The 24932-nt window shown below is 70.0% G+C and carries 25 protein-coding genes and 1 pseudogene; 14 read left to right on the top strand and 12 right to left on the bottom strand.

Translation table 11 applies throughout. The features are described 5' to 3' along the window. Window positions 1-58: 58 nt before the first annotated feature. Both MKL09_RS27650 and MKL09_RS27655 read right to left on the bottom strand, forming a co-directional pair. Window positions 59-3199, bottom strand: coding sequence for an efflux RND transporter permease subunit (locus MKL09_RS27650; RefSeq protein WP_244025180.1), 3141 nt, complete (start codon window positions 3197-3199; stop codon window positions 59-61). 10 nt (window positions 3200-3209) lie between these two features. Then, window positions 3210-4451, bottom strand: a complete 1242-nt coding sequence (locus MKL09_RS27655) for an efflux RND transporter periplasmic adaptor subunit (RefSeq protein WP_244025181.1) — start codon at window positions 4449-4451, stop codon at window positions 3210-3212. 248 nt (window positions 4452-4699) lie between these two features. Between MKL09_RS27655 and MKL09_RS27660 the strand changes: the two genes are divergently transcribed. Continuing rightward, window positions 4700-4882 carry a hypothetical protein gene (locus MKL09_RS27660; RefSeq protein WP_058193970.1) on the top strand — a complete coding sequence of 61 codons (183 nt, stop codon included), beginning with the start codon at window positions 4700-4702 and terminating at the stop codon, window positions 4880-4882. Window positions 4883-4962: 80 nt separating this feature from the next. Here MKL09_RS27660 and MKL09_RS32135 read toward each other — a convergent pair whose 3' ends face one another. The 5 genes and pseudogenes from MKL09_RS32135 to MKL09_RS27680 all read right to left on the bottom strand — a co-directional run bounded on the left by MKL09_RS32135 (window position 4963) and on the right by MKL09_RS27680 (window position 9108). Further along, entirely contained in the window at window positions 4963-5085 is a 123-nt protein-coding gene (locus MKL09_RS32135; RefSeq protein WP_279606155.1) for a hypothetical protein, read from the bottom strand. A gap of 55 nt (window positions 5086-5140) precedes the next feature. Continuing rightward, window positions 5141-5380, bottom strand: a pseudogene (locus tag MKL09_RS27665) (MerR family DNA-binding transcriptional regulator); the annotation flags it as partial. 146 nt (window positions 5381-5526) lie between these two features. Further along, entirely contained in the window at window positions 5527-6570 is a 1044-nt protein-coding gene (locus tag MKL09_RS27670; protein WP_244025182.1) for a glycosyltransferase, read from the bottom strand. Then, a complete protein-coding gene (locus MKL09_RS27675) occupies window positions 6567-7661 on the bottom strand; it encodes a glycosyltransferase (protein WP_244025183.1) in 1095 nt (364 codons plus the stop codon). The genes MKL09_RS27670 and MKL09_RS27675 overlap by 4 nt, the downstream gene beginning before the upstream one ends. 352 nt (window positions 7662-8013) lie before the next feature. After that, a complete protein-coding gene (locus MKL09_RS27680; protein ID WP_244025184.1) occupies window positions 8014-9108 on the bottom strand; it encodes a glycosyltransferase family 4 protein in 1095 nt (364 codons plus the stop codon). Window positions 9109-9293: 185 nt separating this feature from the next. On the opposite strand from MKL09_RS27680, the gene MKL09_RS27685 reads away from it, so the two are divergent. The 6 genes from MKL09_RS27685 (at window position 9294) to MKL09_RS27710 (ending at window position 13208) form a co-directional block, all read left to right on the top strand. Continuing rightward, complete coding sequence (locus tag MKL09_RS27685; protein ID WP_244025185.1) at window positions 9294-9992, top strand: cytochrome b/b6 domain-containing protein; 699 nt, start codon at window positions 9294-9296, stop codon at window positions 9990-9992. Beyond that, a complete protein-coding gene (locus MKL09_RS27690) occupies window positions 9989-10729 on the top strand; it encodes a molybdopterin-dependent oxidoreductase (protein WP_244025186.1) in 741 nt (246 codons plus the stop codon). The genes MKL09_RS27685 and MKL09_RS27690 overlap by 4 nt, the downstream gene beginning before the upstream one ends. A 43-nt stretch (window positions 10730-10772) precedes the next feature. Continuing rightward, window positions 10773-11747, top strand: coding sequence for an SPFH domain-containing protein (locus MKL09_RS27695; protein WP_244025187.1), 975 nt, complete (start codon window positions 10773-10775; stop codon window positions 11745-11747). A 3-nt stretch (window positions 11748-11750) separates the two neighbouring features. Further along, a complete protein-coding gene (locus tag MKL09_RS27700) occupies window positions 11751-12200 on the top strand; it encodes an NfeD family protein (protein WP_244025188.1) in 450 nt (149 codons plus the stop codon). A 146-nt stretch (window positions 12201-12346) separates the two neighbouring features. After that, the gene (locus MKL09_RS27705; RefSeq protein ID WP_244025189.1) at window positions 12347-12712 is read left to right on the top strand and encodes an ArsR/SmtB family transcription factor; all 366 of its coding nucleotides are present in this window, start codon (window positions 12347-12349) and stop codon (window positions 12710-12712) included. Further along, a complete protein-coding gene (locus tag MKL09_RS27710; RefSeq protein ID WP_244025190.1) occupies window positions 12690-13208 on the top strand; it encodes an SRPBCC family protein in 519 nt (172 codons plus the stop codon). Before MKL09_RS27705 ends, MKL09_RS27710 begins: the two co-directional genes overlap by 23 nt. A gap of 281 nt (window positions 13209-13489) precedes the next feature. On the opposite strand, the gene MKL09_RS27715 is transcribed toward MKL09_RS27710, so the two are convergent. After that, on the bottom strand, window positions 13490-16357 hold the full coding sequence (locus MKL09_RS27715; RefSeq protein WP_244025191.1) for a phosphoenolpyruvate carboxylase: 2868 nt from the start codon (window positions 16355-16357) through the stop codon (window positions 13490-13492). Between the two features lie 108 nt (window positions 16358-16465). Here MKL09_RS27715 and MKL09_RS27720 point away from each other — a divergent pair, with 108 nt between their 5' ends. Both MKL09_RS27720 and MKL09_RS27725 read left to right on the top strand, forming a co-directional pair. Next, a complete protein-coding gene (locus tag MKL09_RS27720; protein ID WP_244025192.1) occupies window positions 16466-16768 on the top strand; it encodes a hypothetical protein in 303 nt (100 codons plus the stop codon). Next, entirely contained in the window at window positions 16765-17406 is a 642-nt protein-coding gene (locus tag MKL09_RS27725; RefSeq protein ID WP_244025193.1) for a hypothetical protein, read from the top strand. Before MKL09_RS27720 ends, MKL09_RS27725 begins: the two co-directional genes overlap by 4 nt. A gap of 121 nt (window positions 17407-17527) precedes the next feature. Here MKL09_RS27725 and MKL09_RS27730 read toward each other — a convergent pair whose 3' ends face one another. Beyond that, window positions 17528-17887 (bottom strand): helix-hairpin-helix domain-containing protein, encoded by a 360-nt coding sequence (locus MKL09_RS27730; protein WP_244025194.1) that lies wholly within the window; start codon window positions 17885-17887, stop codon window positions 17528-17530. A 226-nt stretch (window positions 17888-18113) separates the two neighbouring features. On the opposite strand from MKL09_RS27730, the gene rpmF reads away from it, so the two are divergent. Further along, the gene (gene rpmF, locus MKL09_RS27735) at window positions 18114-18302 is read left to right on the top strand and encodes a 50S ribosomal protein L32 (protein WP_003601373.1); all 189 of its coding nucleotides are present in this window, start codon (window positions 18114-18116) and stop codon (window positions 18300-18302) included. A 308-nt stretch (window positions 18303-18610) separates the two neighbouring features. On the opposite strand, the gene MKL09_RS27740 is transcribed toward rpmF, so the two are convergent. Both MKL09_RS27740 and phaR read right to left on the bottom strand, forming a co-directional pair. Next, entirely contained in the window at window positions 18611-18925 is a 315-nt protein-coding gene (locus tag MKL09_RS27740; RefSeq protein ID WP_244025195.1) for a hypothetical protein, read from the bottom strand. 121 nt (window positions 18926-19046) lie between these two features. After that, window positions 19047-19640, bottom strand: coding sequence for a polyhydroxyalkanoate synthesis repressor PhaR (phaR, locus tag MKL09_RS27745; protein ID WP_244025196.1), 594 nt, complete (start codon window positions 19638-19640; stop codon window positions 19047-19049). 330 nt (window positions 19641-19970) lie between these two features. Between phaR and MKL09_RS27750 the strand changes: the two genes are divergently transcribed. From MKL09_RS27750 to MKL09_RS27765, 4 genes are all read left to right on the top strand, one after another. Next, a complete protein-coding gene (locus tag MKL09_RS27750) occupies window positions 19971-21155 on the top strand; it encodes an acetyl-CoA C-acetyltransferase (protein WP_244025197.1) in 1185 nt (394 codons plus the stop codon). A gap of 116 nt (window positions 21156-21271) precedes the next feature. Beyond that, window positions 21272-22000, top strand: a complete 729-nt coding sequence (gene phbB, locus MKL09_RS27755; protein WP_244025198.1) for an acetoacetyl-CoA reductase — start codon at window positions 21272-21274, stop codon at window positions 21998-22000. A 697-nt stretch (window positions 22001-22697) separates the two neighbouring features. Next, window positions 22698-23147, top strand: coding sequence for a hypothetical protein (locus MKL09_RS27760; RefSeq protein ID WP_244025199.1), 450 nt, complete (start codon window positions 22698-22700; stop codon window positions 23145-23147). Window positions 23148-23168: 21 nt separating this feature from the next. Continuing rightward, window positions 23169-23408: a hypothetical protein gene (locus MKL09_RS27765; protein ID WP_244025200.1), complete on the top strand. Its 240-nt coding sequence runs from the start codon at window positions 23169-23171 to the stop codon at window positions 23406-23408. 206 nt (window positions 23409-23614) lie between these two features. Here the strand turns inward: MKL09_RS27765 and MKL09_RS27770 are convergent, their stop codons facing one another. Then, window positions 23615-24841, bottom strand: coding sequence for a glycerophosphodiester phosphodiesterase family protein (locus tag MKL09_RS27770; protein WP_244025201.1), 1227 nt, complete (start codon window positions 24839-24841; stop codon window positions 23615-23617). Window positions 24842-24932: the final 91 nt, after the last annotated feature.

Raw genomic sequence — 24932 nt, forward strand, 5'->3', positions numbered from 1 at the left:
ACCGGAGTCACAGCCCATCGCGGGGCCGTGCGCAATGCGGCGGCGCCTGCTTGAAAACCTATTCCGCGGCGATCCGCGGCGGCAGCGCCCGGCCGTCATTGGCCGGATGCCGCGCCTCGCTGTAGCCCGGCTCGTCCTGCGGGTCGTCGCGCTCGCCCACGAAGCGGCCGAACAGCCGTCCGAGCAGGCGCGAGAGATCGTCCATCAGCACGAAGATCGCCGGCACGAACACCAGCGACAGCACGGTCGAGACGATCAACCCGCCGATCACCGCCACCGCCATCGGGGCGCGGAACTCGCCGCCGATGCCGAACGCCATGGCGGACGGCACCATGCCGGCGGCCATCGCGATGGTGGTCATCACGATCGGCCGGGCGCGCTTGCGGCCGGCATCGACGATCGCGGTGGTGCGGTCGACCCCGGCGCGGATCTGCTCGACGGCGAAGTCGACCAGCATGATCGCGTTCTTGGTGACCACGCCCATCAGCATCAGGATGCCGATCACCACCGGCATCGAGATCGGCATGTGGCAAATCAAGAGCGCCAGGATCGCGCCGCCGATGGAGAGCGGCAGCGAGAACAGGATGGTGAGCGGCTGCAGGAAGTTGCCGAACAGCAGGATCAGCACGCCGAACACCATCATCAGGCCGGCGCCCATGGCGAGCGCGAAGCCCTCGAACACCTCGCCCATCACCTCGGCGTCGCCGGTCTGGCTGATCGTGACGCCCGGCGGCAGGTTCTTGGCGGTGGGCAGATTCATGACCTGGCCGATCAGCTCGGCCAGCGCGTCGGTGCCCTGCATGTCGCCCTCGATGGCGACGCGCACCGAGCGGTCGTAGCGGTCGATGCCGGTGGGGCCCTGGCCGAGGCTGATATCGGCCACCGTCGCCAGCGGAACGGCGGCGCCGCCCTTCACCGGGACCTTCAGGGTCTCGAGCTCGGACAGCCGGCCGCGCAGACTATCGGGCAGCTGCACCCGGATCGGCACCTGCCGGTCGGTGGCGTTGAACTTGGCGAGGTTCATGCCGATGTCGCCGATCGTCCCGACCCGCACGGTCTCGGCGATGGTGTCGGTGGAGACGCCGAGATCGGCCGCGACCCCGGGCTTGGGGCGGATACGGATCTCGGTCCGGTCCAGCGGCGCCGTCGACATAACATTGACGAGGTGCGGGATCTGGGCGGCCTCGCGCTGGAGCTTGGCCGCGACATCGGCCACCACGGCCTTGTCGGGGCCGGCGATGATCAGCGCCATGTCGCGCTGGCCGCTCTCGCGCAGGGCCCAGAACCGGATGTCGGGCTCCTCGCGCAGGATCGCGGCGACTTCGGCATCGACCTGCTTCTGGGTGCGCGCGCGGGCGTTCTTCGGCGTGAGGTTGATGGTCAGCGTCGCGAGCCGCACTTCCTTCTTGCCGGGCAATTGCCGGCCGCCGTCCACGAACACGCTCTTCACCTCGGGCAGCGCCCGGATCTTCTGCTCGATCGCGTCGCTGAGCTTCACCGTGTCGGGCAACCGGGCGCCCGGGGGCAGTTCCAGCACGAACAGGGTGCGGGCCTGGTCCTCCGCCGGCAGGAAGCCCGCCGGCAGCAGGCCCGTCGAGGCGATCGAGCCGGCAAAGCACGCGATGCCGAGGATCAGCGTGATGAACTTGTGCCGCACCGACCACGCCACCAGCCGCGTGTAGCCCCGCATCACGACCCCGTCGGTCGTGTGGTCGGGGCCGTGGTCGCGCAGGAAGTAGGCGGCGAGCAGCGGCGTGATCAGCCGCGCCACCAGCAGCGACATGAACACCGCGGCCGCGATGGTCAGGCCGAACTGCTTGAAATACTGGCCGGCGATGCCGCCCATGAACGAGACCGGCGAGAAGATCGCGATGATCGTCGCCGTGATGGCGATGACCGCGAGCCCGATCTCGTCGGCGGCTTCGAGCGACGCGCGGTAGGGCGATTTCCCCATCCGCATGTGCCGGACGATGTTCTCGATCTCCACGATCGCGTCGTCCACCAGGATGCCGGTGACCAGCGTGATCGCCAGCAGGCTCACGGCGTTGAGCGAGAAGCCCAGCGCGCTCATCACCCAGAAGGTCGGCAGCACGGAGAGCGGCAGCGCCACCGCGGCGATCAGCGTCGCGCGCCAGTCGCGCAGGAACAGCAGCACCACGACCACCGCCAGGGCCGCGCCTTCGATCAGGCCCATCATGGCCGAGTGGTAGTTGCCGATGGTGTTGACGACGCTGGTGTCGATCAGGTCGAAGCGCACGTCCGGATTGGCCTCGTGGAGCGCCGCGATCTTCTTGGCGATCCCCACCGAGACGTCGGCGTCGCTGGCACCGCTGGCCCGGGAGACCGCGAAGGCCACCACCGGCTCGCCGTTGAAGCGCGCGAAGGTGCGCGGCTCCTCCGCGGTGTCCGACAAGGTCGCCAGCTCGTCGAGCCTGACCTTGCGGTTGCCCGGCACCACGATCGAGGTCTTGGCCAGGGTGTCGAGGCTGGCCGAGGCGGCGAGCGCGCGGATCGACTGCTCCTGGCCGCCGACCTCGCCGCGACCGCCCGCCATGTCGGCGGAGGTCAGGCGCAGCTGCCGGTTCACGTCCGCCGCGGTGATGCCGAGCGCCAGCAACCGGTCGGGCTTGAGCGTCACCCGGATCTCCCGGGCGACGCCGCCGAGCCGCTCGACGCCGCCGACGCCCTTCACGCTCTGCAGGCCCCGGGCGACCACGTCGTCCACGAACCACGACAGGTCCTCGGGCGTCATGGCGGGCGCGGAGGCGCCGTAGATCATGATCGGCAGGCCGGCGATCTCGACCCGGGAGACGATCGGCTCGTCGATGGTCCGCGGCAGGTTCTGGCGGATCTTGGCGATGGCGTCCTTGACGTCGTTGGTCGCCCGATCCTGGTTCACCTCCAGGCGGAACTCGATCGTGGTGGTCGAGATGCCCTCGGTGATGGTCGACAGGATGTGCTTGACGCCCTTCACCCCGGCGATCGAGTCCTCGACCCACTTGGTGACCTGGGTCTGCAACTCGGCCGGCGCCGCGCCCGACTGGGTGATCGTCACCGAGACGATCGGGATGTCGATGTTCGGGAACCGGGTGATCGGCAGGGCGCGGAAGCTCACCAGCCCGAGGATCATCAGGACCAGGAACAGCACCACCGAAGGCAGCGGCTTCCGGATCGCCCAGGCGGAGACGTTGAGGCGCATGACTCGTGTCCTACCGCGGGGCCGCGTCGGCCATGGGCGGGCTGGCGGGGGCGCTCATGGGCGTGCTGCCCCCCGGCGCGGAGACCGCCCGCACCCGGTCGCCGTCGCGCAGGAAGCTGCCCGCCCGCGCCACGACGCTCTCGCCGGCCGCGACGCCCGACTGGAGTTCCGTATAGCCCTCGGACGACAGGCCCGGGGTGACGGCGCGCGCCTCGACGCGCCCGTCCCTGGCCACCAGCACGCTGGCCTGGCCGTCCGCCGCGTAGAGCAGGCTGGAGACCGGGACCGCGATGCCCTCCCGGCGCGCCACCTCGACGGTGCCGCGGGCGAAGGCGCCGATGCGCAGGGCCGGATCGTCGGTGAGGCGGATGCGGACCTTGCCGAGCCGGGTCGCCCGGTCGACCTCCGGATAGACCCGTCGGACCTTGCCGCGCAGCTGGCGGCCGTCGTCGAGATCGAGGCTGGCCGGATCGCCGACCGCGATGCGGGCGAGCGAGGTCTCGGGCACCTCGCCCTCCAGCTCGATCTCGCCGCGGGCGATCAGCCGGAACAGCGGCTCCCCGGCGGACGTGACGGAAGCGCCGACCCGGGCGGTGCGGCGGTTGACGATGCCGGCCTCCGGGGCGCGGATGTCGGTGCGGGCCCGGCGCAGGGCGATCTCGGACCCGGCCGCCCGCGCGGTGGCGAGGTCGGCCTCGGCCGATTGCAGGCCGCCTTTGGCTGCGGCCAGGCGGCCCTCGGCCCCCTGCGCCGCCGAGACGCGCTGCTCCAGCACGGCCGCGGTGGCGTTGCCGGTCTTGGCCAGCGACTGGGCTCGTTCCAGCGACTGCTTGGCCTCGACATTGGCGGCCTCGGCCTGGACGATCTGGCTCTTGGCCTGGACGATGGCCGCCTCGGCCCGGGCGACCGCGGCGACGTTCGAGGCCTCCTGGGTGACGATCATCTCCTGGGACAGGCGCGCGAGCACCTGGCCCTTGGTGACGCGGTCCCCCTCCTCGACCAGCAATTCGGTGATGCGCAGGCCCTCGACCTCCGGTGCGACCAGGATCTCGTCCCGGGGGACCAGCGTGCCGGTGACGACGGCGCGCTCCACGATCTCGCGGCGCTGGGCCGGGACGACCGTGACGGCCGGCGCGATGGCGGCGGCGTCGGGAACCGCGGCGGTCTCGACGGCGCGCGCGGGCGTGGCAGCGAGGAGCGCGAGCCCGCACAGGAGGTAGAGGTGGGACGCGCGCCCGGAACATGTCGGCAAAACGGAAGCCTCGCTGGCGGCTCTGTAATGTGGTCGTGCCTCTCCGTCGCTGGGCAGATCGGCGTTTTCATGGCGCGAGAACGCGCGTTCACGTCAGAATAGCGGCTCGGTCGGGTTCCGTCCCAGGACCGGGAGCCGCAGGTCGTCCGTAACCCGAAAGAGTCGGTGTTTACGTCCATTGACCTGCAACCGACTGCGCAAGACGCCGTTATTAGATCACTGGTCTTCGTGCGGCCGGGGAGGGGTCAATGAGCATCTTTCAGATCAAGCAGGTGAAGAGCGGCGCCGTGGTCTGGACGGGGGCGGCCGACGACGAGCAGACGGCGCTCGACGCCATGGCCCGCGAGGCCGGGTATCGCGACTTCTCGGCCCTGCCGGACACGATCCGCGCCAACGGGCTCGAGGCCGCCAAGCTGGACCTGATTTCTTAAGACAATCTTCGCCATCGCGAAGACACCGGCCGGCGTCCGTCTTCGATGACGGGCGCCTTTTCGTGCGGGTTCGGTGAGGATCAGGGCACGGGCTGAAGAGCCTTGAGGGCACCGTTCAGCCAGCGCCAGACCGTGCGGTCGATGGCGATGGGAAAGTCCTTGCCCAGGATGCCCAGAAGCTCGCGGTATCGGCCGACGCGCAAGCAACCGCCCGATCGTATCGAGCCCGACCCCGGCCTCGCGCAGCGCGTGGATCAGGTCGGGCTTGGCCACATCCGCCTCGGTGTAGACCCGGTAGTTCGACGCGGATCGCAGGGTCGGCGGCAGCAGGCCCTTGTCCGAGTAGAACCGGATCCGCCGCACCGGTTGCCCGGAGAGGCGCGCCAGATCACCGATCGTGTACGTCTTCGCTCCCATGGCGACTCGATTACGGGTTCCACCACGTGGAGGGTCAAGGCCGGTGCGCACGGCCCGCGATCGGAGGTGCGTCACCGTCATTGCGAGCGCAGCGAAGCAACCCAGGGAAACGCCACGTTCGGGGAGCGCGCGCTGCACTGGGTCGCTTCGCTGCGCTCGCGATGACGGGGTGGGACGTTCGACCGAGCTATCTGATCGGAGACAAGAACACTGCCGATCGGTGCGTCTCAGGCGTGGTCGCGTTGCCGAATCAAGTTTTCGATCGCCGCCGCGCAATCCTGGACCGCGCTCGGCCGGTGCAGGCTGCGGATCACCGCTGGGTCGAGGGCCAGTCCGGCGCGCACCAACCCGGGCCAGGCCTCGGTGCTGGGCCAGCCCGGATGCACGACGGCGGCGCCGAGCTTTCGCAACGCCTCGGCCTTCTCGGTCTGCTCGCCGTAGGCCCGCTCCTCGGGCAGGCAGACGAACCGCTTGGCTTGGCCCGCGGCGAGGGCCACCAGCCCGTCGCCGCCGCCGCCGACCAGCAGGGCCGCCCGGGCGACGCGGGCCTCCACGTCGTCGACCCAGCCGTGCAGGTGCAGGTTCTCCGGGACTTCGCCGGCGCCCGAGACGGGGCCGAGCACATGCCAGGGCCGCTCCGGCACGGCGCGGGCCGCCGCGGCCAGCTCGGCCAGGTCGCCCCCCGCGCCGCCGCGGCCGAACACCACCAGGATGTCGTCGCCGGCCTGCGCGGCCGCCTGCGCCGGGGCGCCCAGGAAGCCGGCATAATGCGTCTTGGCGCGGATCCAGTCCGGCACGCCCGCACCGTCGAGGGCTTCGGGGAAGGGCGCGAGCAGGCGCGCGGCGCTGCGGAAGGCCTCACAATGCGGCCGGTCGGTCCGGGTACCGGCGAGGCGCACCACCAGGGTCGGGACCGACAGCAGCCGCGCCAGCAGCGCGATCTCCACCGAGACGTCGACGACGATCAGCGCCGGATTCGTCCGGGCGGCCCATTCGGCGATGCGCGCCATCCGGGTGCGCACGCCCGGATGGTTCAGGGGCGCGTAGTGCAGCGCCTCCGGCCGCTCGGCCTCGCCGTCCCGGCCGTCGAACGCCGCTCCGCCGAGGGGCCGGTCGTCCGGCAGGTCGAGCACGTCGAGGCCGCTCGTATCGAACTCCGCCAGGGTGCCGATCAGCGTGCACGGCCGGGGCAGGGCGGCCGCGACCGCGCGGGCACGCTGGAGATGGCCGGCGCCCTGGTGGTGGACGTACCAGCCGATCCCGCGGGTCACGCGGCCTCCCGCAGGGACAGAGCGAGGGCGTCGAGGTCGGCCAGCGCCCGGTCGAGGGGGCATTCCCGGGCCGGCCGTGAGCGCGATTCGAGGAGGCGGTCGGCTCGCTCCACGAAGGCGATGTCGTTGGGGCAATCGCCCAGGGCGGCCAACTCGTCGGCACGGAGCCCGAGCCGGGCACAGGCCTCGGACCGGGCCGGCCCGGCGAGGGGGAACGCCCGGCGCAGCGCAGCCCGGCGCAGGACCAGAGCCTGCCAATGGGCCGCCTCGGGCAAGAGGTAGGGTTCGCCGGCCAGCACCCGGGCGCGGCGCGCCATCTCGGTGGCCATGCCGCCCGAGACCCGGCCCTGGTGGCGGGCCGAGACCATCACGCGCACGTCCGGGCAGTGGCGCAGGCGGGCGCCCCCCGCGCGCAGCAGCCCGACCAGGGCGTTGTCTTCCCCGCAGGGCAGGGGCGGCAGCCCGCCGACCGCGCGGTAGAGCGCCACCGGAACGGCGAGGCTCGCACCGGTATGGTCGCCGTGGCGCGGGGCCGGGTCGTGCGGCGGCGGATCGAGGATATCCTCCAGGCGCCGGACCCCGGCCCAGTAGCGCTCGATCCGCGCGTGCAGGTCGGCGAGCCGCGGATCGGCGGCGCCGTCCGCGTCGATCACCAGGCGGCCGCCGACCACGTCCGCGCCGCGCAAAGCCGCCAGGTTCGCCGCGACCCAGTCGGCCGGCACGCGCGCATCGGCGTCGGTGGTGAGCAGGATCCCGTCCGGGCCGGTCTCGGCGTCGAGCCAGTCGGCACCGGCTTCGAGGGCCATGCGCCGGGCGGTGCCGACATGGGCCTGCGCGCCCTCCAGCGCCGCCTCGATCACCCGCAGTCTCAGGGCCGCGAGCGCGCCCGATTCCTCCTGGGCGCGGATCGCCGCGACCGTGCGGTCGGTGCAGTTGTTGGCGATCACCACCACCCGCAGCGGCGCCTCGGCCGAGAAGCCGTTCTGCCGGGCCAGCGTGGCGAGCAGGATCGGCAGCCGCTCTTCCTCGTTGCGCGCGGGGATGCAGACGACGCAAGGCCGGGCGATCGGGGCGGCGGTTGCGAGGGGCATAGCGGTTTTCCCAACCTCATCGTCGCGAACGCAAGACGCGGCGCATTTCCCTGTTTCGCAAAGGTGCGGTCCCCGCAGATACGAGGGGGGCACGTTCGCAGGCCGGGCGCATCCCTAAGCTTCCGTAGGCGGTATGATGCCTGCACAACGCTTCGTTCAGGCCACAACGTACCCCCTCTCCCGTGCGGGAGAGGGTTGGGGTGAGGGATCAGGTTTCTCCGGAGCGGTCGCATCCCTCACCCGGCTCTCTGCGAGAGCAGACCTCTCCCGCACGGGAGAGGGGGCCCGCGCCTTGTCCCGAAAGGTGTAAAGCCACTCGCCCTGCCGGGAGAGCGGTCCGCACTGCTTTCGTTTACGCCCGCCCCCCGGCTACCCGCAGCGTCGGCCGTGCCCGCTCGGCGCAGCGCGCCATCACGGCATCGTAGGTCTCGAGATAGCGCTCGGTCATGGCGGCGGCGTCATAGAGCGCCTCGGCCCGGTCGCGGCAGGCGCGGCGCGACAGGCCGGCCGCCTCGCGGATCGCCACCGACAGGTCGTGCGAATCGTCCGGCCGCGCCAGGCGGCCGCAATGCGCGTCGAGGATGTCGGGCATCGCGCCCCGGCGGAAGGCGGCCACCGGCGTGCCGCAGGCCAAAGCCTCGGCGACCACGAGGCCGAACGGCTCCTCCCAGCGTGGCGAGACGATCGCCACCCGGGCGCGGCCGATATGGTGCGCGAGGTCCCGGTGCGAGAGGTGCCCGAGATGGGTCAGGTCCGGCCCGAGCCGCGGGGCGATCTCGGCCGCCCAGTAGCCGGGATTGAGCTTCGGCCCGGCAAATCGCAGCGGCAAGCCGGCCGCGCGGGCGGCGTCGATGGCGAGGTGGAGCCCCTTCTCGGGCACGATCCGGCCGGACCAGAACACGAAGGGCGGATCGTCGGGCGCGTCGGAATACGCGAAGGTCGAGAGGTCGACGCCGTTATCGACCACTTGGGCGCCCGGCACGAGGGATTGCCATTCCTGCGCGAGCGACGGCGACACCGCCAGGAAGGCCATGTCGGGATCGGCCACCTCCACGCCCGAGACCAGGGCGTCGAAGGGCGGCGTGTGCAGCACCGTGACCCAGGGCAGGCCGAGCCGGGCGCTCAGCTGCAGGGGCAGGGCGTGTAGGGAATTGTTGTGCACGAGGTCGAAGCCGCCGGCCGCGACCATCTCCATCATCCGCCGGTAGGCGTCGTACTCGGCTGCGTCGATCGCCTCCTCGCGCTCGGGATCCGCCAGGGCGTCGCCGGTCGGGTCGCACAGCATCACCGGATCGAGTGCCGGGTCCGAGCCGCAGCTCGCGAACAGGGTCACATCGTGCCCGTGCCGCTTCAACGCCACGGTGAGGAGATGGGTATGCATCTCCAGACCGCCGGCATAGGGCTGGCCGATCGGGTACTTCAGATGTGCCAGGACAGCGATCTTCACGCGTGCACCGAATCCGGTTGTGTGGGGATCTTTGCCGGCCGCAGCGGAGCGAGAGGAATTTCGTCCGCAGCGAGCGTGGCGGGTATCATGCCCATCTTTTCTTCATCAAGCGTTGCGTCATCGAGGCCGGGAGCGACGACGGACGCAGCGCGTTCCTACCCTCATAAGGGCCGCGGTCTGAACCGATGATGATCGAGACGACAGGTCGGCCATTCAGCCGGGTGCGCCATCCGGCCTGGGTGCGCCTGACCCACTGGACCGGCGCGGCCGCGACCCTGGCGCTGATGGTCAGCGGCACCGCGATCCTGCTGGCCCTGCCGAAGCTGTTCTGGGGCGAGACCGGGGCCAACGACGCGCCGGCCTGGATCACCCTGCCGCTGCCGGTCGATCTCGAGCAGACCGGCTGGGCGCGCAACCTTCATTTCCTGGCCGCCTGGATTTTTGTCCTCAACGGCGCCGCCTATCTGGGTCTCGCCCTGCTGCGCGGGCACCTGCGCCGGCGCCTGCTGCCGGAGCCGGCCGAGATCCGGCCGCGGGCGCTTCTGGGCGAGGTTCGGGCGCATCTGCGCCTGCGCGGCGGCGCGCCGCCCAACGGCCGCTACAACGCGCTCCAGAAGATCGCCTATCTGGTCGTCCTCCTGCTGCTGGCGCCGCTGATGCTGCTCACCGGCCTGACCCTGTCGCCCGGCGTCACCGCGGCCTGGCCGGAGCTGTTCACCCTGTTCGGCGGCCGGCAATCGGCCCGGACGATCCACTTCCTGTCGGCCTTCGGGATGGTCGCGTTCCTGGCCATTCACATCTGGCAGGTGCTGGCCAACCGGCCGGTGGACCTGATGCGCGGCATGACCGTCGGGCGCACCGGCAACCCGGAGGAGACCCGATGAGCGCGCTGACCCGTCGCCGCCTGATCCTCGGGACCGCCGGATTCGGCGCGGCCGGCCTCGTCGGCGGCTGCGATCCCGGCGCGCCGCAGCTGCGCCCCAACCCCTACGGCCTGAGCGACTGGCTGACCTTCGCGGGGCAGCGGTTTTTGCTGGCGCGCCAGCCGCTCGCCCGGGAATTCGGGCCCGAGGCGATCTCGGCTTTGTTCCCGACGATCAACACCACCGACCCGGACGACCCGGCCTATCGCCGCTCGAAGGCCCTGGGCTTCTCGGACTGGCGCCTGCCGGTCACGGGCCTCGTCGAGCGGCCGGGGGCGTTCTCGCTCGCCGAGCTGAAGGCGATGCCGGCGCGCACGCAGATCACGCTTCATTCCTGCGAGCAGGGCTGGTCGGCGATCGGCCAGTGGACGGGCGTGCCGCTGTCCCAGGTGCTCGCCGCCGCCGGGATGCGCCCGGAGGCGCGCTACGTGGTGATCCGCACCGTCGACGGCTGGTGGGACAGCTACGACCTGTTCGATGCCCTGCACCCCCAGACGATCCTGGCCTACGGCATGAATGGCTCCGACCTGCCGGTGGCCCACGGTGCGCCTTTGCGCCTGCGGGTGGAGCGCCAGCTCGGCTACAAGTCCTTGAAATACCTCGCCAGCATCGAGGCTGTGGACCGGGTCGACGGCATCGGCCACGGCCGCGGCAGCATGGTCGCGGGCCTCGGATTCAGCTGGTACGCTGGCATCTGAGCCGCCCGTCGCGCGGCGGGCAAGGGGACGAGGCTTGGCGGCGATGGATCTCACGATCGGTCTGAGCACGTTCGCGGTCGGCGCCGCGGCGCTGGCGGTGGTCACGTTGGCGGCCGGCGTGAAGATGATCCCGCAGGGCTACGTCTACACGGTCGAGCGGTTCGGCCGCTACGCCCGCACTCTGGAATCCGGCCTCGGCCTGATCATCCCGTTCGTCGAGCGCATCGGCCGGCGGGTCAACGTGATGGAGCAGGTGGTCGACGTCCCGAGCCAGCAGGCCTTCACCCGCGACAATGCCGGCGTGACCATCGACGCGGTGGTGTTCTACCAGGTGCTCGATGCGGCGCGGGCCTCCTACGAGGTCTCGAACCTCGACCTCGCCATGACCACCCTGACCATGACCAACATCCGCACCGTGGTCGGCTCGATGGACCTCGACCAGCTCCTCGCCCACCGGGACGAGATCAACGAGCGCCTGCTGCGGGTGATGGATGCGGCGGCCTCGCCCTGGGGCGTGAAGATGAACCGCATCGAGATCAAGGACATCGTGCCCCCGGCCGACCTCGCCGGCGCCATGGCCCGGCAGATGAAGGCCGAGCGCGAGAAGCGCGCCTCGATCCTGGAGGCGGAGGGCCAGCGGGCCGCCGACATCCTGCGGGCGGAGGGGCGCAAGCAATCGGCGATCCTGGAGGCGGAAGGCCGCCGCGAGGCCGCGTTCCGCGATGCCGAGGCCCGCGAGCGCTCCGCCGAGGCCGAGGCGGCGGCGACCGGGATGCTCAGCCGGGCGATCGCCGAGGGGGACATCGCGGCTGCCAATTTTTTGGTGGCGGAGAAATACGTCGACGCGGTGCGGGCGCTCGCCACCGCGCCGAACCAGCGCGTCGTGGTGGTGCCGATCGAGGCGGCGGCGTTGGCCGGCACCCTGGGCGGCATCGGCGAGCTCACCCGCGCGGTGTTCGGCGAGGCGAGCCCGCCCCGGCGCGCGGGCACGCCGCCCAACGTCGCGCCGCGGACCTGAGCCATGGCCGATCCGCTGGCGATCCTGGCGGCCCTCGGGCCGGCCTGGAGCTGGGTGATCGCCGGCTTGGTCCTGGCCGGCGCCGAGATCGTCGCGCCGGGGGTGTTCCTGATCTGGTTCGGCCTCGCGGCGCTGGCGACCGGCCTCGCCGCCGCGCTGATCCCGATGCCGTGGCAGGGCCAGACCCTGCTGTTCGCCGGCCTCGCCGTCGCCCTGGTCGGGATCGCCACCCGCCTGCACCGCCGCGCCGGCGCTCACACGCCGATCCTTAACCGCGCCGACCGCGGCCTGATCGGCCGCGAGGGCGTGCTCGCCGAGCCGATCGTCCAGGGCACCGGCCGCATCCGCTTCGACGATACCCTGTGGCGGATCGAAGGACCGGACCTGCCGGCCGGGGCGCGGGTGCGGGTGGCCGGGCTTGCCGGGACGGTGCTGCGGGTGGAGGCGGTGTGAGGGGCGCGCTGGGCGCTGCCGGGCGGGTTTGTTGAGGACTGCTTTCGACTCTTCAGCGACGCTAGGAAGGTCTGCTTCCGACGTATCCGCTTGTCCGATTACAGGACATTGCAGGATGCCGATCGGCCCGCTATAAACTGAACACAATGGTTCAGTTTTTGGCAGCGCACCTCGATGCCTCTTTCGCCGCTCTATCGGACGCGACGCGTCGGGGCGTTCTGGAGCAGCTTGGGCGTGCCGATGCTTCGATCACGGAGCTTGCAGACGCATTCTGCATGACCCTGACAGGCATGAAAAAGCACGTCGGCGTCTTGGAGCGGGCGGGGCTGGTCACGACGCAGAAGGTCGGACGCGTGCGCACCTGCAAGCTAGGCCGCAGCATGCTCGCGGAAGAGACGGCCTGGATCGAAGAATACCGCCGGCTTTGGTCTTCGCGTTTCGACGCGTTGGATCAGGTCGTCGAGGAACTGAAGCAGAGGGAGACGTTCGATGGACGCAGGTCAACGGAGTGATCCCGCCGCTGGGAAGGCCCGTACGACGGTGGAGCGGGCATCGGATAAGGAACTTGTCGTCACGCGAACCATCGATGGTCCGGCTTGCCTCGTGTTTGAAGCATGGACCAAGCCCGAGCTGTTCCAGCAATGGTGGGCGCCCAAATCGTTCGGCCTCTCCTTGATCTCATTCGAGGCCGACATTCGCACAGGCGGAACGTATCGGCTGGTGACGGGCCATCCTTCCTCGGAGCAGCCCATGGCGTTCTTCGGTCGATACATCGAAGTGACCCCGCATGCCCGCCTGGTCTGGACCAACGACGAAGGCGGCGAGGATGGCGCCGTTACAACGGTGACCTTCGAGGAAAAGGATGGCGCGACACAAGTCGTCGTGCAGGAGCGCTACCCCTCGAAGGAAGCGCTCGACGAGGCCTTGGCCTCTGGAAGCACCAGCGGGTGGGGCGAGCAGTTCGAGCAGCTGGACCACCTGATCGTCGGCCTGGACGCGGAGGCCTGACAGCTAAGGGGGTGCGCTTTCCCGTTCGTCAGCGGAACGAACGAGCCCTCCCGGACAAGTCGTGCACCGGCTCCCTACGAAGAAATCGGATCGCAGACGCAACAACCACTTCGGGGCGAACGGCCAGGGTCCGGGATAGCCATCCAAAGCAGCCTCCTCTGGGACCTAAGGCCCGAGGTCTCGACCAAACGCTGCAACCGCCCGCGCTGCATGGATGAACTGTCCGGCCCCACACGCGTCCGTCGAGCCCGGGCGGTAGGCTCTCGCCGATCCAGATTCCCCTACCCGAACGCCCCGACCTCGTGCTGGATCATCCCCGAGATCTCGCGCACCTGGTCGAACAGGCGGCGGATCGGCTGGAACAGGTTGGCGTGCTCGGCCTCGTAGGTGCCGACATCCCGGGGACCGGCGGGCTCGCCGAAGTTGAGGCCGAGCGTCGGGTCCGGGGTGACCGGGAAGATCTCGTCGAGAAGCTTCAGGCAGCCGTCGATGTCGAGGCGCAGGAAGCGCTCCAGCAACTGCTCGCGGGAGATGCCCGCCTGCGGGCGGAAGCCCGGAATGTGCACCGCCAGGAACCAGATCCGGTGGATCAGCGCGAGCCGCAGGGCGTGCAGCAGGGTCAGCCGGGCCGACATGCCGGGCAGGTCCGGGGCCGCGGTGGTGAGCGCCAGCCAGTCGCGGGTCAGGCGGCCGAACAGGCCGCGCAGCGAAGCAGCGAGGTCGAGGCGCTCCAGGGCGCCGGCGATCACCACCAGCTCGTCCCGGCGGAAATCTTTCTGGGTGCGGCGGGCCCGCTCCAGCCAGACCGCCGGGTCGAGGGTGTCGATATAGGCGCGCAGCACGTCGAGATCGCCCGCCGCCGCCGCGTGCTGGACCAGCCGGAACGCCCGTGAGAACCGGACCGAATCCCGGCGCATGTCGCGGAACAGGTCGGGGCCGCGCTGGGCGGCCCGGCCGATCCCGTGGAGGGAGTTCGCCAAAAAACCGAGCTGGTGCAGGATCGCGTTGTTGGGGATCGCCCGCATCTGGCGAGGATGGGTGACGCGGGCCGGGCCGCCATTGTCGGTCTGGCGCGCCACCGGGCGGGAGCCGGTGCGGTCGATCAGGCTCGGGCCGAAGGTGCCGAGCAAGGCGGCGTAGCCGGCATCGTCGACCAGGGCCTCCATGTCCTGCCGGGCGGCGGTGAAGAATTCCAGGGCGAAGTCCGGCTCCGAATAGATCGGGTCGTCCTTGACGTCGCCGCCCGCGGCGGCGTCGTTCAGGGCATAGTCGGAAAAGCTGTCGTCCTCGGCGATGTCGAGGGCGTAGACGTGCTCGGCGATGCGGGCGACGCTGGCCTGGGCCAGGGCCTCGGTGCCGTAGAGCAGGTAGCCGTCGGTGCCCTGGAAGCTCGATTCGAGCCGCACCTTGAGGCCGGCCTTGCGGGCGCGGTCGCGGGCATCCTCGGGGGCCAGGTAGGCGAGGCGGTCGCGCAGCGAGGTCGGGTGGGCGCCGCGGCCGATCGATTCGCCGTGGGTGTCGAAGATCGCGAGCTCGACATCGGCCAGGCCGTTCTGGACCAGCATCTCGGTGATGCGCAGGCGCAGCCGCTCGATCCAGAAGGTCGCGGCGAGCTGGCCGACATAGCGGCCCGAATCCGAGTAGCCGAACTGCACGGTCAGCCGGCCGATCCGCTTGAGGTACTGGCGCCAATGCGGGTTGCGCAGCGCATCGTCGAGCACCCGGATGCCTTGCTCCAGGGCGCTCGCGGTCTCGAACAGGGGCGTGATCTCGAGCTTGTCGGCGATGCCGTAATGGCGCGCGAGCCACAGGGCGGCGAGCAGGGTGTAGCCGGTCTCGGTCTCGGCGATCAGGAACCGCACCGGATGGGTGCCGTCCACATGCTTGAGGATCTGGGCGATGGTCATCATCAGCCGGGCGGCCGAGGCTCGCTCGGCGGCGAGCGCGCCGAAATCCACCGCCACCGGGCGGACGTCGTTCAGGAGCGTGTGGATGGTCGCGAGATGCGAGCGGCGCTGGGCCGAGTCGGTGGGTTCGCCTTCGAGGTCGATCACCCGGCGCACGGCGTTGTGGATCTGGCTGGCGTTCAGCCGGAAATGCGGCAGGGCGTTCGACAGGCCGTGTGTGGCGACGCCCGAGCGCAGGATCGCGATCGCCCGCTTGTCGGACTCGTCGGCTTTCTCCAGCGCCGCGGTGAGGCCGGCCACCAGGGCGCCGGCATCGGTCTGGGCGCGCTCGCGCTCGATGATCAGCGCCAGGGCGAAGCGGTGGACCGATTCGAGCGACGGCTTGTCGCCGAGCCGGGGCGCGACCGCAAGCTGGCGGTTGACCGCGGCGAGCGCCCCCTCGGCGAGGCCCCGGACCTCCCGGCAGGCGGGGCTGTCGGGCAGGTCGCGCATCACCCGGTCGAACTGCATGCGCTTGGAGATCAGCCGGTAGCGCAGGGTGTCCCACCAGCCGATATCGGTGCGCCCGTCGGTGTCGCAGCCGACCCAGCTGGCGATGGCGAAGGGGCGGGGCGTCAGCGCGGTCCAGCCATCCGGCCAGCGAGCGCGGGCGGCGTCGAGCAGGGCGCCGTTGAACGCGTCCAGCGCGAGCCGGCCGTTATTGGCCGCCGCGCAGGCCTGCTCGAACTCCGCATCCAGGGTGATCGGCGCGTCCGGCCGGGTCGAGAGGGCGGCGGCGCGGGCGATCAGGTCGGCCCGGGCCTCGGCGTTCGGCAGGCTCGCGGCCTGGGCGAGCAGGCCCGCCACGACTTTCGGCATGCCGAAGGTCGGGTGGGCGGTGAACACCACCGCGAAGGCGGTGCGGTGAATGAAGGCCGCGAACGCCTCGACGCTCCCGGGCGCGGCGGCGACGAGGCGCGCGGGGGTCGCGGCCTGCGGGTCGGCCGGGCCGGCCTCCAACCCGACATAGCCGCGCAGACGCTCGGCCCGGGCCGCGAGGGCCGCGGCGCGCAGGCGCACGAACAGGCCGTCTAGGTCCCCCGCCGCGATCTCGTTGCGGTCGAACCGGCGGGTGATCGCCAGGGTCACGGCCAGGACGGGGTTGCGGAACGGGTCCTCCCGGGCCTGCTCCCGGGCGCTCTCGATCAGCCCGAGGAGGTGGCTCTCCAGTTCCTCGGGCTCGCGGCTCGGCTCATGCTGCATCGATCGATCCCGGTTCCGGCCTGCGCGCGTCTTAACGCTACACGCAAGGCGTGTTCCACGCATGACGGGGTGACGGGACTCCTGCGGGCGTCTAGAGCTTCACGCCTGATGGAGCGCCTGCTGATCATCCTGGCCGTGCTGATCTGTGTCGTGGCCGGAGTCGCGGTCATCGGCATGTCGGCCCGCAGCCGACGCGAGCCCCTGCGCATGGGCGCCGAACTCGACGCCGAGGACGAGCACCTGCTGATCGGTCCGGTCGGCCCGTCCCCAAGCCTGATCGACCGCGACGCCGAGGTGCTCGACCCGCGCCTGCTGGATGTGGAGACGTTCGACCTGGAACCGATCGCAGCCCCCGAGCGGACGAAGCGGATCGAACCGCCGCGTTCCGCAAACTCGGATTCCGGACGATGAGGATTGGGCTTCCCGGCGCGGCGGCAATGCTGACGCTCGCCCTCCTGGCCACCCCAGCGGCGGTCGCGGCACCGGCTCCGCCGTCCCCGGGCGCGCCGCCCGCGGTCCAGGGCGCTCCCGCGCCGGCCGAGCCCGCGCCAGATCCCAATCCGGCCGCCGCGCCGCCGGTCGAGCAGCCCTGCGGGGCCCGGGCGGCGCGCTACGAGGGCGGCAAAGGGTTCACCATGGTGGTCACCCGGGCCGGGCATGTGAAGACGACGAACCCGCTCCGGCCGCTCACCCCGGAGGTGAACGAGGTCCTGCAAGTCGTGATCGCCGGCAAGGTCGCCACGGCGTACGGGCCGGATTTCTCGACCCTGCGGCGCGGCACCGCCCCGGCCGCCATCGAGGCGATGCTGGGCGGCCCGATCCATTGGCAGCCGGCCCTGCCGACCCTGCCGGATCCGATCGCCATCGTCACCGAGGAGGGGGCGACCCTGGCGCAACTCGCCTTCCGCGTCTGCGAGGATCTCCCCGCCGTCAAGGCGGCGCCGAAACCCCAGGCCAAGAAGAAGGCCCCGGCCAAGCGCCCCGCCGCCAAGCCGGCCGAGAAGGCGCCCCCGGGCTTCTCCGTGCCCCAGGGGGCGATCGCCGAGTAGGCAATGCAAGACCTTTCGCAGCAGGCGGAAACGATCTGCGCTGCCGCGGTTCCGAATCTGGCGCGGGTCCCCTCACCCGTGCGGGAGAGGGGGCCGTTGCGGGCCGCCGCGCCCGAAAAAATTACTTCTGCTTGGCGATGATCTTGTCCTTGATGCCGTCGTAGACACCCTGCGGGATGATCTTCTTGGCCACGAGGTCGTCCTTGCCGCGATAGGGCCGGCCCTTGATGATCGCAGCGGCGCGGGCGGCACCGATGCCCGGCAGGGCGTCGAGCTCGGCGGCGCTGGCGCTGTTGAGGTCGATCAGGGCGCCCTTGGCGGCGTTCGGCGGCCCGGCCACCGGCGCGCTCGGGGCGGTCGGCCTGGCGGGCGCGGTGGGGGTCGCGGGGCTCGAGGTCTGGGGCGCCTGCGCCCAGGCGGGCGCCGCCGCGAGGCTCGACAGCAGGGCGAGGATGGCGAAGGTCTTTTTGGAGGAAGCCATGGCGTTTCTCCCGAGGGGTCGGCCCGCTGCGCGGCGCCGTCTCACCCGATGTGGGTCCGGCGACTTGAACCCGGGCTTAACGGTTGTGTCGCCGCACCTCTAGCCACGGGCGGGCGCCGACGCTATAAGCGCGCCCTCATCCGTATCCCGCGGTGTGCGAGGCGATCCTCGATCGAGGAGCCGCCCGCGCGCCGCTTTGCCCGCGGCATCACGAAGGATTTTTGCCATGGCCGTTCCGAAGCGCAAGACCTCCCCCTCCCGCCGCGGCATGCGCCGCTCGGCCGACGCCCTCAAGGCGCCGACCTATGTCGAGGACAAGGATTCGGGCGAGCTGCGCCGTCCCCACCATATCGACCTGAAGACCGGCATGTATCGCGGCCGCCAGGTGCTGAAGGTGAAGTCCGCCGAGGCGTAAGCTTCGGAGTCGGTTCGGGACCTGGGACATCCCGGTCTCGGCCTCGTCCTGAGGTGCGCGCGCGAAGCGGGCGCCTCGAAGGATCTTTCCAGACGCCGTAGAGATCCCTGGACCCCTCTTTCGAGGCCTGCTGATGCGGTCACCTCAGGATGAGGGGAGGGAATGGGATGTGCGTTCAGGCCCGCATCCCGCTTACCGTCATTGCCAGCGCAGCGAAGCAACCTAGGGCAGCGCGCGCTCTGCGGACGTGGCGGATCCCTGGGTTGCTTCGCTGCGCTCGCAATGACGGCACAGGCCGCCAAAAACCATCAGGCCAGCCGGCGCGCGGTCTCCGCGTAGCGCGCCGCAGCCGCCCGGGTCCGTTCCAGCCGCGACGGCCTGAGGGTCGGATCGCTGGCGATCAGCAGTTGCGCGACGAAGCCCGCCGAGGCGCGGCCTCCCTCGAATCGGTCCGTCGCCACGATCGTCGCGCGCGCCTCGCGCCGTCCGCCATCCAGCACCACCAGCGCCCGGACCGGCGGGATCTCCTCGACGGACCCGACCTGGCCCGTAACAGCGCCCGCTTGCCGCGCGGGCCTGCTCCAGGTTGCACCGGTCCGGCCGACAGTCCCAATCCGCGCCATCGCGACACCCTCCGCACGTTGCCGTGCCCGTGTTGCAAACGTGGGACCGCCGTTAAGGGTTCGTCAACTTATCGAAAACGCTTAGAAGCGCCGGTGATGATTGGTTTTGGCACAGCCAATGTCACTTTTTGGCGAGGTCCTCGAGCCGCTGCTGCATCTCCAGCATCTGCCGCTTGAGATCGTCGAGTTCGCCGCCGGCATAGGAGGCCGGGGCGGCCGGCGGGGCAGGGGGCTGCGTCCCGCCGGCGGGCGGCGCGAAGCCGGTGAACATCTTCATGGCATCGCCGAAGAAGGTCATGTTGGTGCGCACCGATTGCTCGATCGCGTTCTGGAACGCCGCCGGCCCGAAGCTGTGGGCGAATTTCTCGCGCAGGCCGTCCTGGTCCTTGGCGAAGTTCGCCATCGAGAATTCCAGGAAGCTCGGCACCATGGTGCGCATGCTGTCGCCGTAGAAGCGGATCAGCTGGCGCAGGAACGCCACCGGCAGCAGGTTCTCGGCGCCGGCCTTGTTCTCCTGCTCGAAGATGATCTGCGTCAGCACCGACCGGGTGATGTCGTCGCCCGCGCGCGCGTCGTAGACGACGAAATCCTCGCCGTTCTGGACCATCGTGGCGAGGTCCTCCAGCGTCACGTAGGTCGAGGTGCCGGTGTGATAGAGCCGTCGGTTCGCGTATTTCTTGATGACGGTCTGGGTGGCCTTGACGGTATCCGCCATCGGGAACGGCCTTTCTGGACTCGGGACTCAAGGGGCGTCTCAGGCACACGCGATGCGGCCCGGCGGGGATCGTCTTCGCGCCCGCAGCACGATCCTTAAAGCCTTACACGGGCGCAGAAAACAGCAAACTGCGCCTCTTCAACGCAGAATAATGCCGGGTGCCGGCCTGCGCACAGGCCATTTCAGTCTCTCCGCCGCGTCATCGGGCCGTTTTCAGGCAGGAACGTCGATCCTTGACTTCGCCGACCTCAGGCCCTTCATCGCGGGACAGGCTTTAGAGCGCGCCCGGATCGAGGGAGGCGCGCCGGCTCGTGAGAGGAGAACGTTCACATGGCAGGCAGCGAAGAGATCGTCATCGTCGGGGCGGCGCGCACGGCGGTCGGCTCGTTCGGGGGCGCCTTCGGGGCGGTTCCGGCCCACGACCTCGGTGCCACCGCGATCAAGGCCGCCCTGGAGCGGGCCAACGTGTCCCCGGATGACGTGGACGAGGTGATCTTCGGCCAGGTGCTCACCGCGGGCGCCGGGCAGAACCCGGCCCGCCAGGCCGCGATCAAGGCCGGCATCCCCGAGAAGGCCACCGCCTGGGGCCTCAACCAGGTTTGCGGCTCGGGCCTGCGCACCGTCGCCATCGGCATGCAGCAGATCGCCAACGGCGACGCCACCGTGATCGTGGCCGGCGGCCAGGAATCGATGTCGCTCTCGCCCCACGCCCAGTACCTGCGCGGCGGCCAGAAGATGGGCGACATCAAGCTCGTCGACACGATGATCAAGGACGGGCTCTGGGACGCCTTCAACGGCTACCACATGGGCCAGACCGCCGAGAACGTCGCCCAGGCCTTCCAGCTCACCCGCGAGGAGCAGGACCAGTTCGCCACCCGCTCGCAGAACAAGGCCGAGGCCGCCCGCAAGGAAGGCCGCTTCAAGGACGAGATCGTCCCGGTGACGATCCCCGGCAAGAAGGGCGACACCATCGTCGACACCGACGAGTACATCCGCGACGGCGCCACCATCGAGGCGATGGCCAAGCTGAAGCCGGCCTTCTCCAAGGAGGGCACGGTGACGGCCGCCAACGCGTCCGGCCTGAACGACGGCGCCGCGGCTTTGGTGCTGATGTCGGCCTCCGAGGCCGAGCGGCGCGGGCTGACCACGCTCGCCAAGATCAAGTCCTGGGCGACCGCCGGCGTCGATCCGAAGGTGATGGGCACGGGCCCGATCCCGGCCTCCCGCAAGGCCCTGGAGAAAGCCGGCTGGAAGCCCTCCGACCTCGACCTGATCGAGGCCAACGAGGCCTTCGCGGCTCAGGCGCTGGCGGTGAACAAGGACATGGGCTGGGACGATGCGAAGGTGAACGTCAATGGCGGCGCCATCGCCATCGGCCACCCGATCGGGGCCTCCGGTGCCCGCGTGCTGGTCACCCTGCTGCACGAGATGAAGCGGCGCGACGCCAAGAAGGGCCTCGCCACCCTGTGCATCGGCGGCGGCATGGGCGTCGCGATGTGCCTCGAGCGGCCCTGATCGTTTTGTAACGCCAGGTTCTCCACCAATATAGACTTGAGACCGAACTGAGAAAAAATCGCGTGCGGACGCCATCCGCACGCGGCATCAGGTGATGCGAACAGGAGGAAACAACAATGGCTCAAGGACGCGTCGCGCTCGTCACGGGCGGCACGCGCGGCATCGGTGCCGCGATCTCGAAGGGCTTGCAGGCCAAGGGCTACAAGGTGGCGGCCAATTACGCCGGCAACGACGAAGCGGCCCAGGCCTTCAAGAACGAGACCGGGATCCCGGTCTTCAAGTTCGACGTCGGCGATTACGAGAGCTGCCAGGCCGGCATCAAGTCGGTCGAGGCGGAGCTCGGCCCGGTCGAGGTGCTGGTCAACAATGCCGGCATCACCCGCGACGGCGCTTTCCACAAGATGGATTTCGCCAAGTGGCAGGCGGTCATCAAGACCAACCTGGACTCGGTGTTCACCTGCACCCGGCCGGTGATCGAGGGCATGCGCAGCCGCGGCTTCGGCCGGATCATCATCATCTCGTCGATCAACGGCCAGAAGGGCCAGGCCGGCCAGACCAACTACTCGGCCGCCAAGGCCGGCGTGATCGGCTTCGCCAAGGCGCTCGCGCAGGAAAGCGCCTCCAAGGGCATCACGGTCAACGTGATCGCGCCGGGCTACATCGCCACCGACATGGTGATGGCGGTGGCCGAGGACATCCGCAACAAGATCATCGCGACGATCCCCACCGGCCGCCTCGGCAAGTCGGAGGAGATCGCCCACGCGGTGGAATACCTGGCGAGCGACGAGGCGGGCTTCATCAACGGCTCGACGCTCACCGTGAACGGCGGCCAGCACTTCGTGTGATTTTTTTCGGGTGTGACAGGGTGTGCCCTGTTCCGCCGGGGCGCCAAGCTTATCACCGACGCCGCGTTGCCCTGCCGGGCTGCGCGGCGTTTTTTGTGACTGGCGCCGGACGCCGCTTCGATCGGGGGGCCTGTCAGACGGATCTTAGAGGCTGTTTGACGGCGCGATCGCAGTCGAAGGACGGTTCTGATCGACGGAGATCCTGATCTCTCCCCTCATCCTCAGGTGCTGCGCAGCAGCCTCGAAGGAGCCCTGCAGGCATCGCGCGGCTGGCTGGAGGGCTCCTTCGAGGGCTCCGCTCCGCTACGCCACGTCAGGATGAGATTGAGGATGGGAATGACCGGGATTGGTATTTTGTCTGAGGCCGTCGTGCCCCGCGCCGTCATTGCGAGCGCAGCGAAGCAACCCAGGGCAGCACGCGATCCCAGACCGCTCCCCGTCGCTCGCAAAACCTCTGCACGCCATCCGGCCAACGAAGGGTTTCGATCGGCGAAGACGTCGCAGGCCGGGCTATCCTGACGAATCCGTTTCTACGCCGCGGATTCATCAAGTCCGCATGTGGATCTGTGCATTGCGGGTGCGGACGCGCGAAATCGCACACGTGTTCCGACACACGAACAATTTGAGCCGTCCCGGATAGGTCTCGTTTCAGCCGGACATGGTTGTTCGCGCCGGCACAAACGAAGGCCCCAACACGATGAACACCACATTCACCACGCGCTGTGTCGGTGAAACTCTTGTCGCTGACCGGACCGGCAACGCGCGTGGCGTCTCGACGCTCGCCAAGCTCGGTCTCGCCGCAGCCTGTGCGCTCGGCCTCGCGGCCTGCGTCACCCCGCAGGAGCGGCACGCCAGGGATGGCGGCCAGTGCTACGAGTTCGGCTTCGAGCCCGGCACCGACGCCTTCGCCCAGTGCATGATGGATCTCCATCAGCAGCGCGCGCTCACCCAGGCCAACCGGGACCTGTACTGGCAGTCCCACTTCGCCGAGCAGACCCGCCGCCGGGAGGCGCAGCAGGATCTCGACAAGCAGATGAGCTTGCAGCGCAGCGGCGACACCCGCTTCCCCGTCTGCGGCGCCGCATCCGACGGCGGCATGGACCGCCGGACCATGACCTGGTTCGGCCCGAACTGCCGCGCCCGCTGATCCCGATCCGGAGAGACCCCCATGTCCGATGTCGTCACCCACGGCCCGCGCAATCCGAGCCGGCTCATCTTTATCGCCACCGCCCTGGTCGGCGCCGCGACCGGACTCATCACCGGCGACTTCGGGTTGTTCGCCCTGGCCGTTCTCGGATGCGCGTCCCTGCTGAGCCTGAGCTACGCACTGGTCCAGCGCCACCTCGGTTGGCGGCCGCTGAAGTTCGGCGAGCTGTTCGACATGGTGTGGCTGCTGTCGCCGCACTGACCCGCTTCCCTTCGCGGGCTCCGCGAAGGGACTCCGGCACGACCGGCCCAATTCTTCGAAGGCTCGTCGGTCACGCCCCCATCATCGTCGTCGAATTCACGCCCCCGAGCCCGCCATGACCCTCGCCCTGATCCTCGCCAGCATCCTCCTGGTCAATGTTCTGATGGCCGGCCTGTTCTCCCTCGTCGCCCTCTGGGCCGATTGAGCTACGGCGCGCCGACGCAATTCGCGTGGAAGGTCGTGGTCGCCGGCCAGTCCGAGAACACGCCGAGCACCCCGACCTGGTCGTGCAGCACATCCAGCAACCGCAGGATGTCGCCATCCCCGGTCACCACCGGTTTGATCGACTGGTAGTAGTATCCGCCGCCCTCTTTCAGCGGCCCCGAGCGCTCCAGCGACCAGGCGATCAGCCCGAGCCCGGCCTTCTTCGCCTCCCTTGCATAGGTCGACGGCTCGATCGCACCGTCGGCCCCCGGACGGACCAGCATCCACAGAGGCGGCGCCAGGATCTTGACGCCCTTGGCGGCGAGTTCCGCCATGCCGGGCTTCCAGGTCTCGGGCTTCTCCGGGTCGAACCCCTTGGTGGTCTCGTCGCGGTCGTCGAGGAAGATCGCCTGGCGGCCGAAATCCGGGTCCTTCTCCAGCCAGTACAGGATATCCCGCAGCTGGAAGCTCTGCGGATAGACGTATGACGCCGGGATCCCGGCCTGCTTGTACTCGTCGATCAGCTGCTGGGCGTATTGGTCCTGGGTGTAGCTACCCTCGAACGGCATCGGGACCTGGGGCGCCTTCAGCTCGGGGGTGAACTTGCGCCCCATCCCCTTCACCAGGGCGATGTATTCCTTGTGGGACATCAGCGTGCCGGTGGTGGCGTAGAGGTCGGTGCGCCAATGCGGCGTCGCGTTCATGTAGGCGGCGACTGTGGTTGCATCCGGGTCGGCCGCGTCCATCTTGCCGTTGAGCGACTTGAACTCGGCCAACGTCAGGTCGCTGGTGCAGCACGTGGCCGAGGCCTTGCGGCCGGTCGCCGGGTCGGCCGGCTCGAACCCCTTCGTGCACTTGGCCGCGAGGTTCGGCCGGGCCAGGATGTCGGTGGTCGTGTGCAGGTCGCACTGGCTGTGCCGGCAGACCAGCTGGCGGTCCTTGGTGAAGGCGACGTCGCACTCGATGATCCCGGCACCCATCCGGTAGGCGGCGAGCAGCCCCTCCCGTGTATGTTCCGGGAACATCAGCGGCGCGCCCCGGTGCGAGATCGAGAAGGTTCTCGGGGTGTAGGGCCTGTCGATTCCGCAGGCGGACAGGTGCTCCTTCAGCGGCCCGGGCTTCAGCTGATCGACGAGGTAGAACGGCCGCGGCCCGAGCTGCACGCCCTCGCCGGCGAGCGCCGGCCCTCCCGCCAGCAGCAGCCCAAGGACGGCCAGGATCGCGCGCATCGACAGAACTCCCACTTCGAGCCGCCGGTAGAGGGCGACGATGACAGGGGCGTGACCCGCTCTCGCCGACTCAACCGCCCGCGTGCTAGCG

The sequence above is a fragment of the Methylobacterium sp. J-048 genome, from assembly GCF_022829515.1.
Taxonomy (GTDB): Bacteria; Pseudomonadota; Alphaproteobacteria; order Rhizobiales; family Beijerinckiaceae; genus Methylobacterium.

Coding starts and splice junctions, on each gene's coding strand:
- MKL09_RS27650 (WP_244025180.1), bottom strand. CDS start 3,199: ATGCGCCTCAACGTCTCCGCCTGGGCGATCCGGAAGCCGCTGCCTTCG.
- MKL09_RS27660 (WP_058193970.1), top strand. CDS start 4,700: ATGAGCATCTTTCAGATCAAGCAGGTGAAGAGCGGCGCCGTGGTCTGG.
- MKL09_RS27675 (WP_244025183.1), bottom strand. CDS start 7,661: ATGCCCCTCGCAACCGCCGCCCCGATCGCCCGGCCTTGCGTCGTCTGC.
- MKL09_RS27685 (WP_244025185.1), top strand. CDS start 9,294: ATGATGATCGAGACGACAGGTCGGCCATTCAGCCGGGTGCGCCATCCG.
- MKL09_RS27690 (WP_244025186.1), top strand. CDS start 9,989: ATGAGCGCGCTGACCCGTCGCCGCCTGATCCTCGGGACCGCCGGATTC.
- MKL09_RS27695 (WP_244025187.1), top strand. CDS start 10,773: ATGGATCTCACGATCGGTCTGAGCACGTTCGCGGTCGGCGCCGCGGCG.
- MKL09_RS27700 (WP_244025188.1), top strand. CDS start 11,751: ATGGCCGATCCGCTGGCGATCCTGGCGGCCCTCGGGCCGGCCTGGAGC.
- MKL09_RS27705 (WP_244025189.1), top strand. CDS start 12,347: ATGGTTCAGTTTTTGGCAGCGCACCTCGATGCCTCTTTCGCCGCTCTA.
- MKL09_RS27710 (WP_244025190.1), top strand. CDS start 12,690: ATGGACGCAGGTCAACGGAGTGATCCCGCCGCTGGGAAGGCCCGTACG.
- MKL09_RS27715 (WP_244025191.1), bottom strand. CDS start 16,357: ATGCAGCATGAGCCGAGCCGCGAGCCCGAGGAACTGGAGAGCCACCTC.
- MKL09_RS27720 (WP_244025192.1), top strand. CDS start 16,466: ATGGAGCGCCTGCTGATCATCCTGGCCGTGCTGATCTGTGTCGTGGCC.
- MKL09_RS27725 (WP_244025193.1), top strand. CDS start 16,765: ATGAGGATTGGGCTTCCCGGCGCGGCGGCAATGCTGACGCTCGCCCTC.
- MKL09_RS27730 (WP_244025194.1), bottom strand. CDS start 17,887: ATGGCTTCCTCCAAAAAGACCTTCGCCATCCTCGCCCTGCTGTCGAGC.
- rpmF (WP_003601373.1), top strand. CDS start 18,114: ATGGCCGTTCCGAAGCGCAAGACCTCCCCCTCCCGCCGCGGCATGCGC.
- MKL09_RS27740 (WP_244025195.1), bottom strand. CDS start 18,925: ATGGCGCGGATTGGGACTGTCGGCCGGACCGGTGCAACCTGGAGCAGG.
- phaR (WP_244025196.1), bottom strand. CDS start 19,640: ATGGCGGATACCGTCAAGGCCACCCAGACCGTCATCAAGAAATACGCG.
- MKL09_RS27750 (WP_244025197.1), top strand. CDS start 19,971: ATGGCAGGCAGCGAAGAGATCGTCATCGTCGGGGCGGCGCGCACGGCG.
- phbB (WP_244025198.1), top strand. CDS start 21,272: ATGGCTCAAGGACGCGTCGCGCTCGTCACGGGCGGCACGCGCGGCATC.
- MKL09_RS27760 (WP_244025199.1), top strand. CDS start 22,698: ATGAACACCACATTCACCACGCGCTGTGTCGGTGAAACTCTTGTCGCT.
- MKL09_RS27765 (WP_244025200.1), top strand. CDS start 23,169: ATGTCCGATGTCGTCACCCACGGCCCGCGCAATCCGAGCCGGCTCATC.
- MKL09_RS27770 (WP_244025201.1), bottom strand. CDS start 24,841: ATGCGCGCGATCCTGGCCGTCCTTGGGCTGCTGCTGGCGGGAGGGCCG.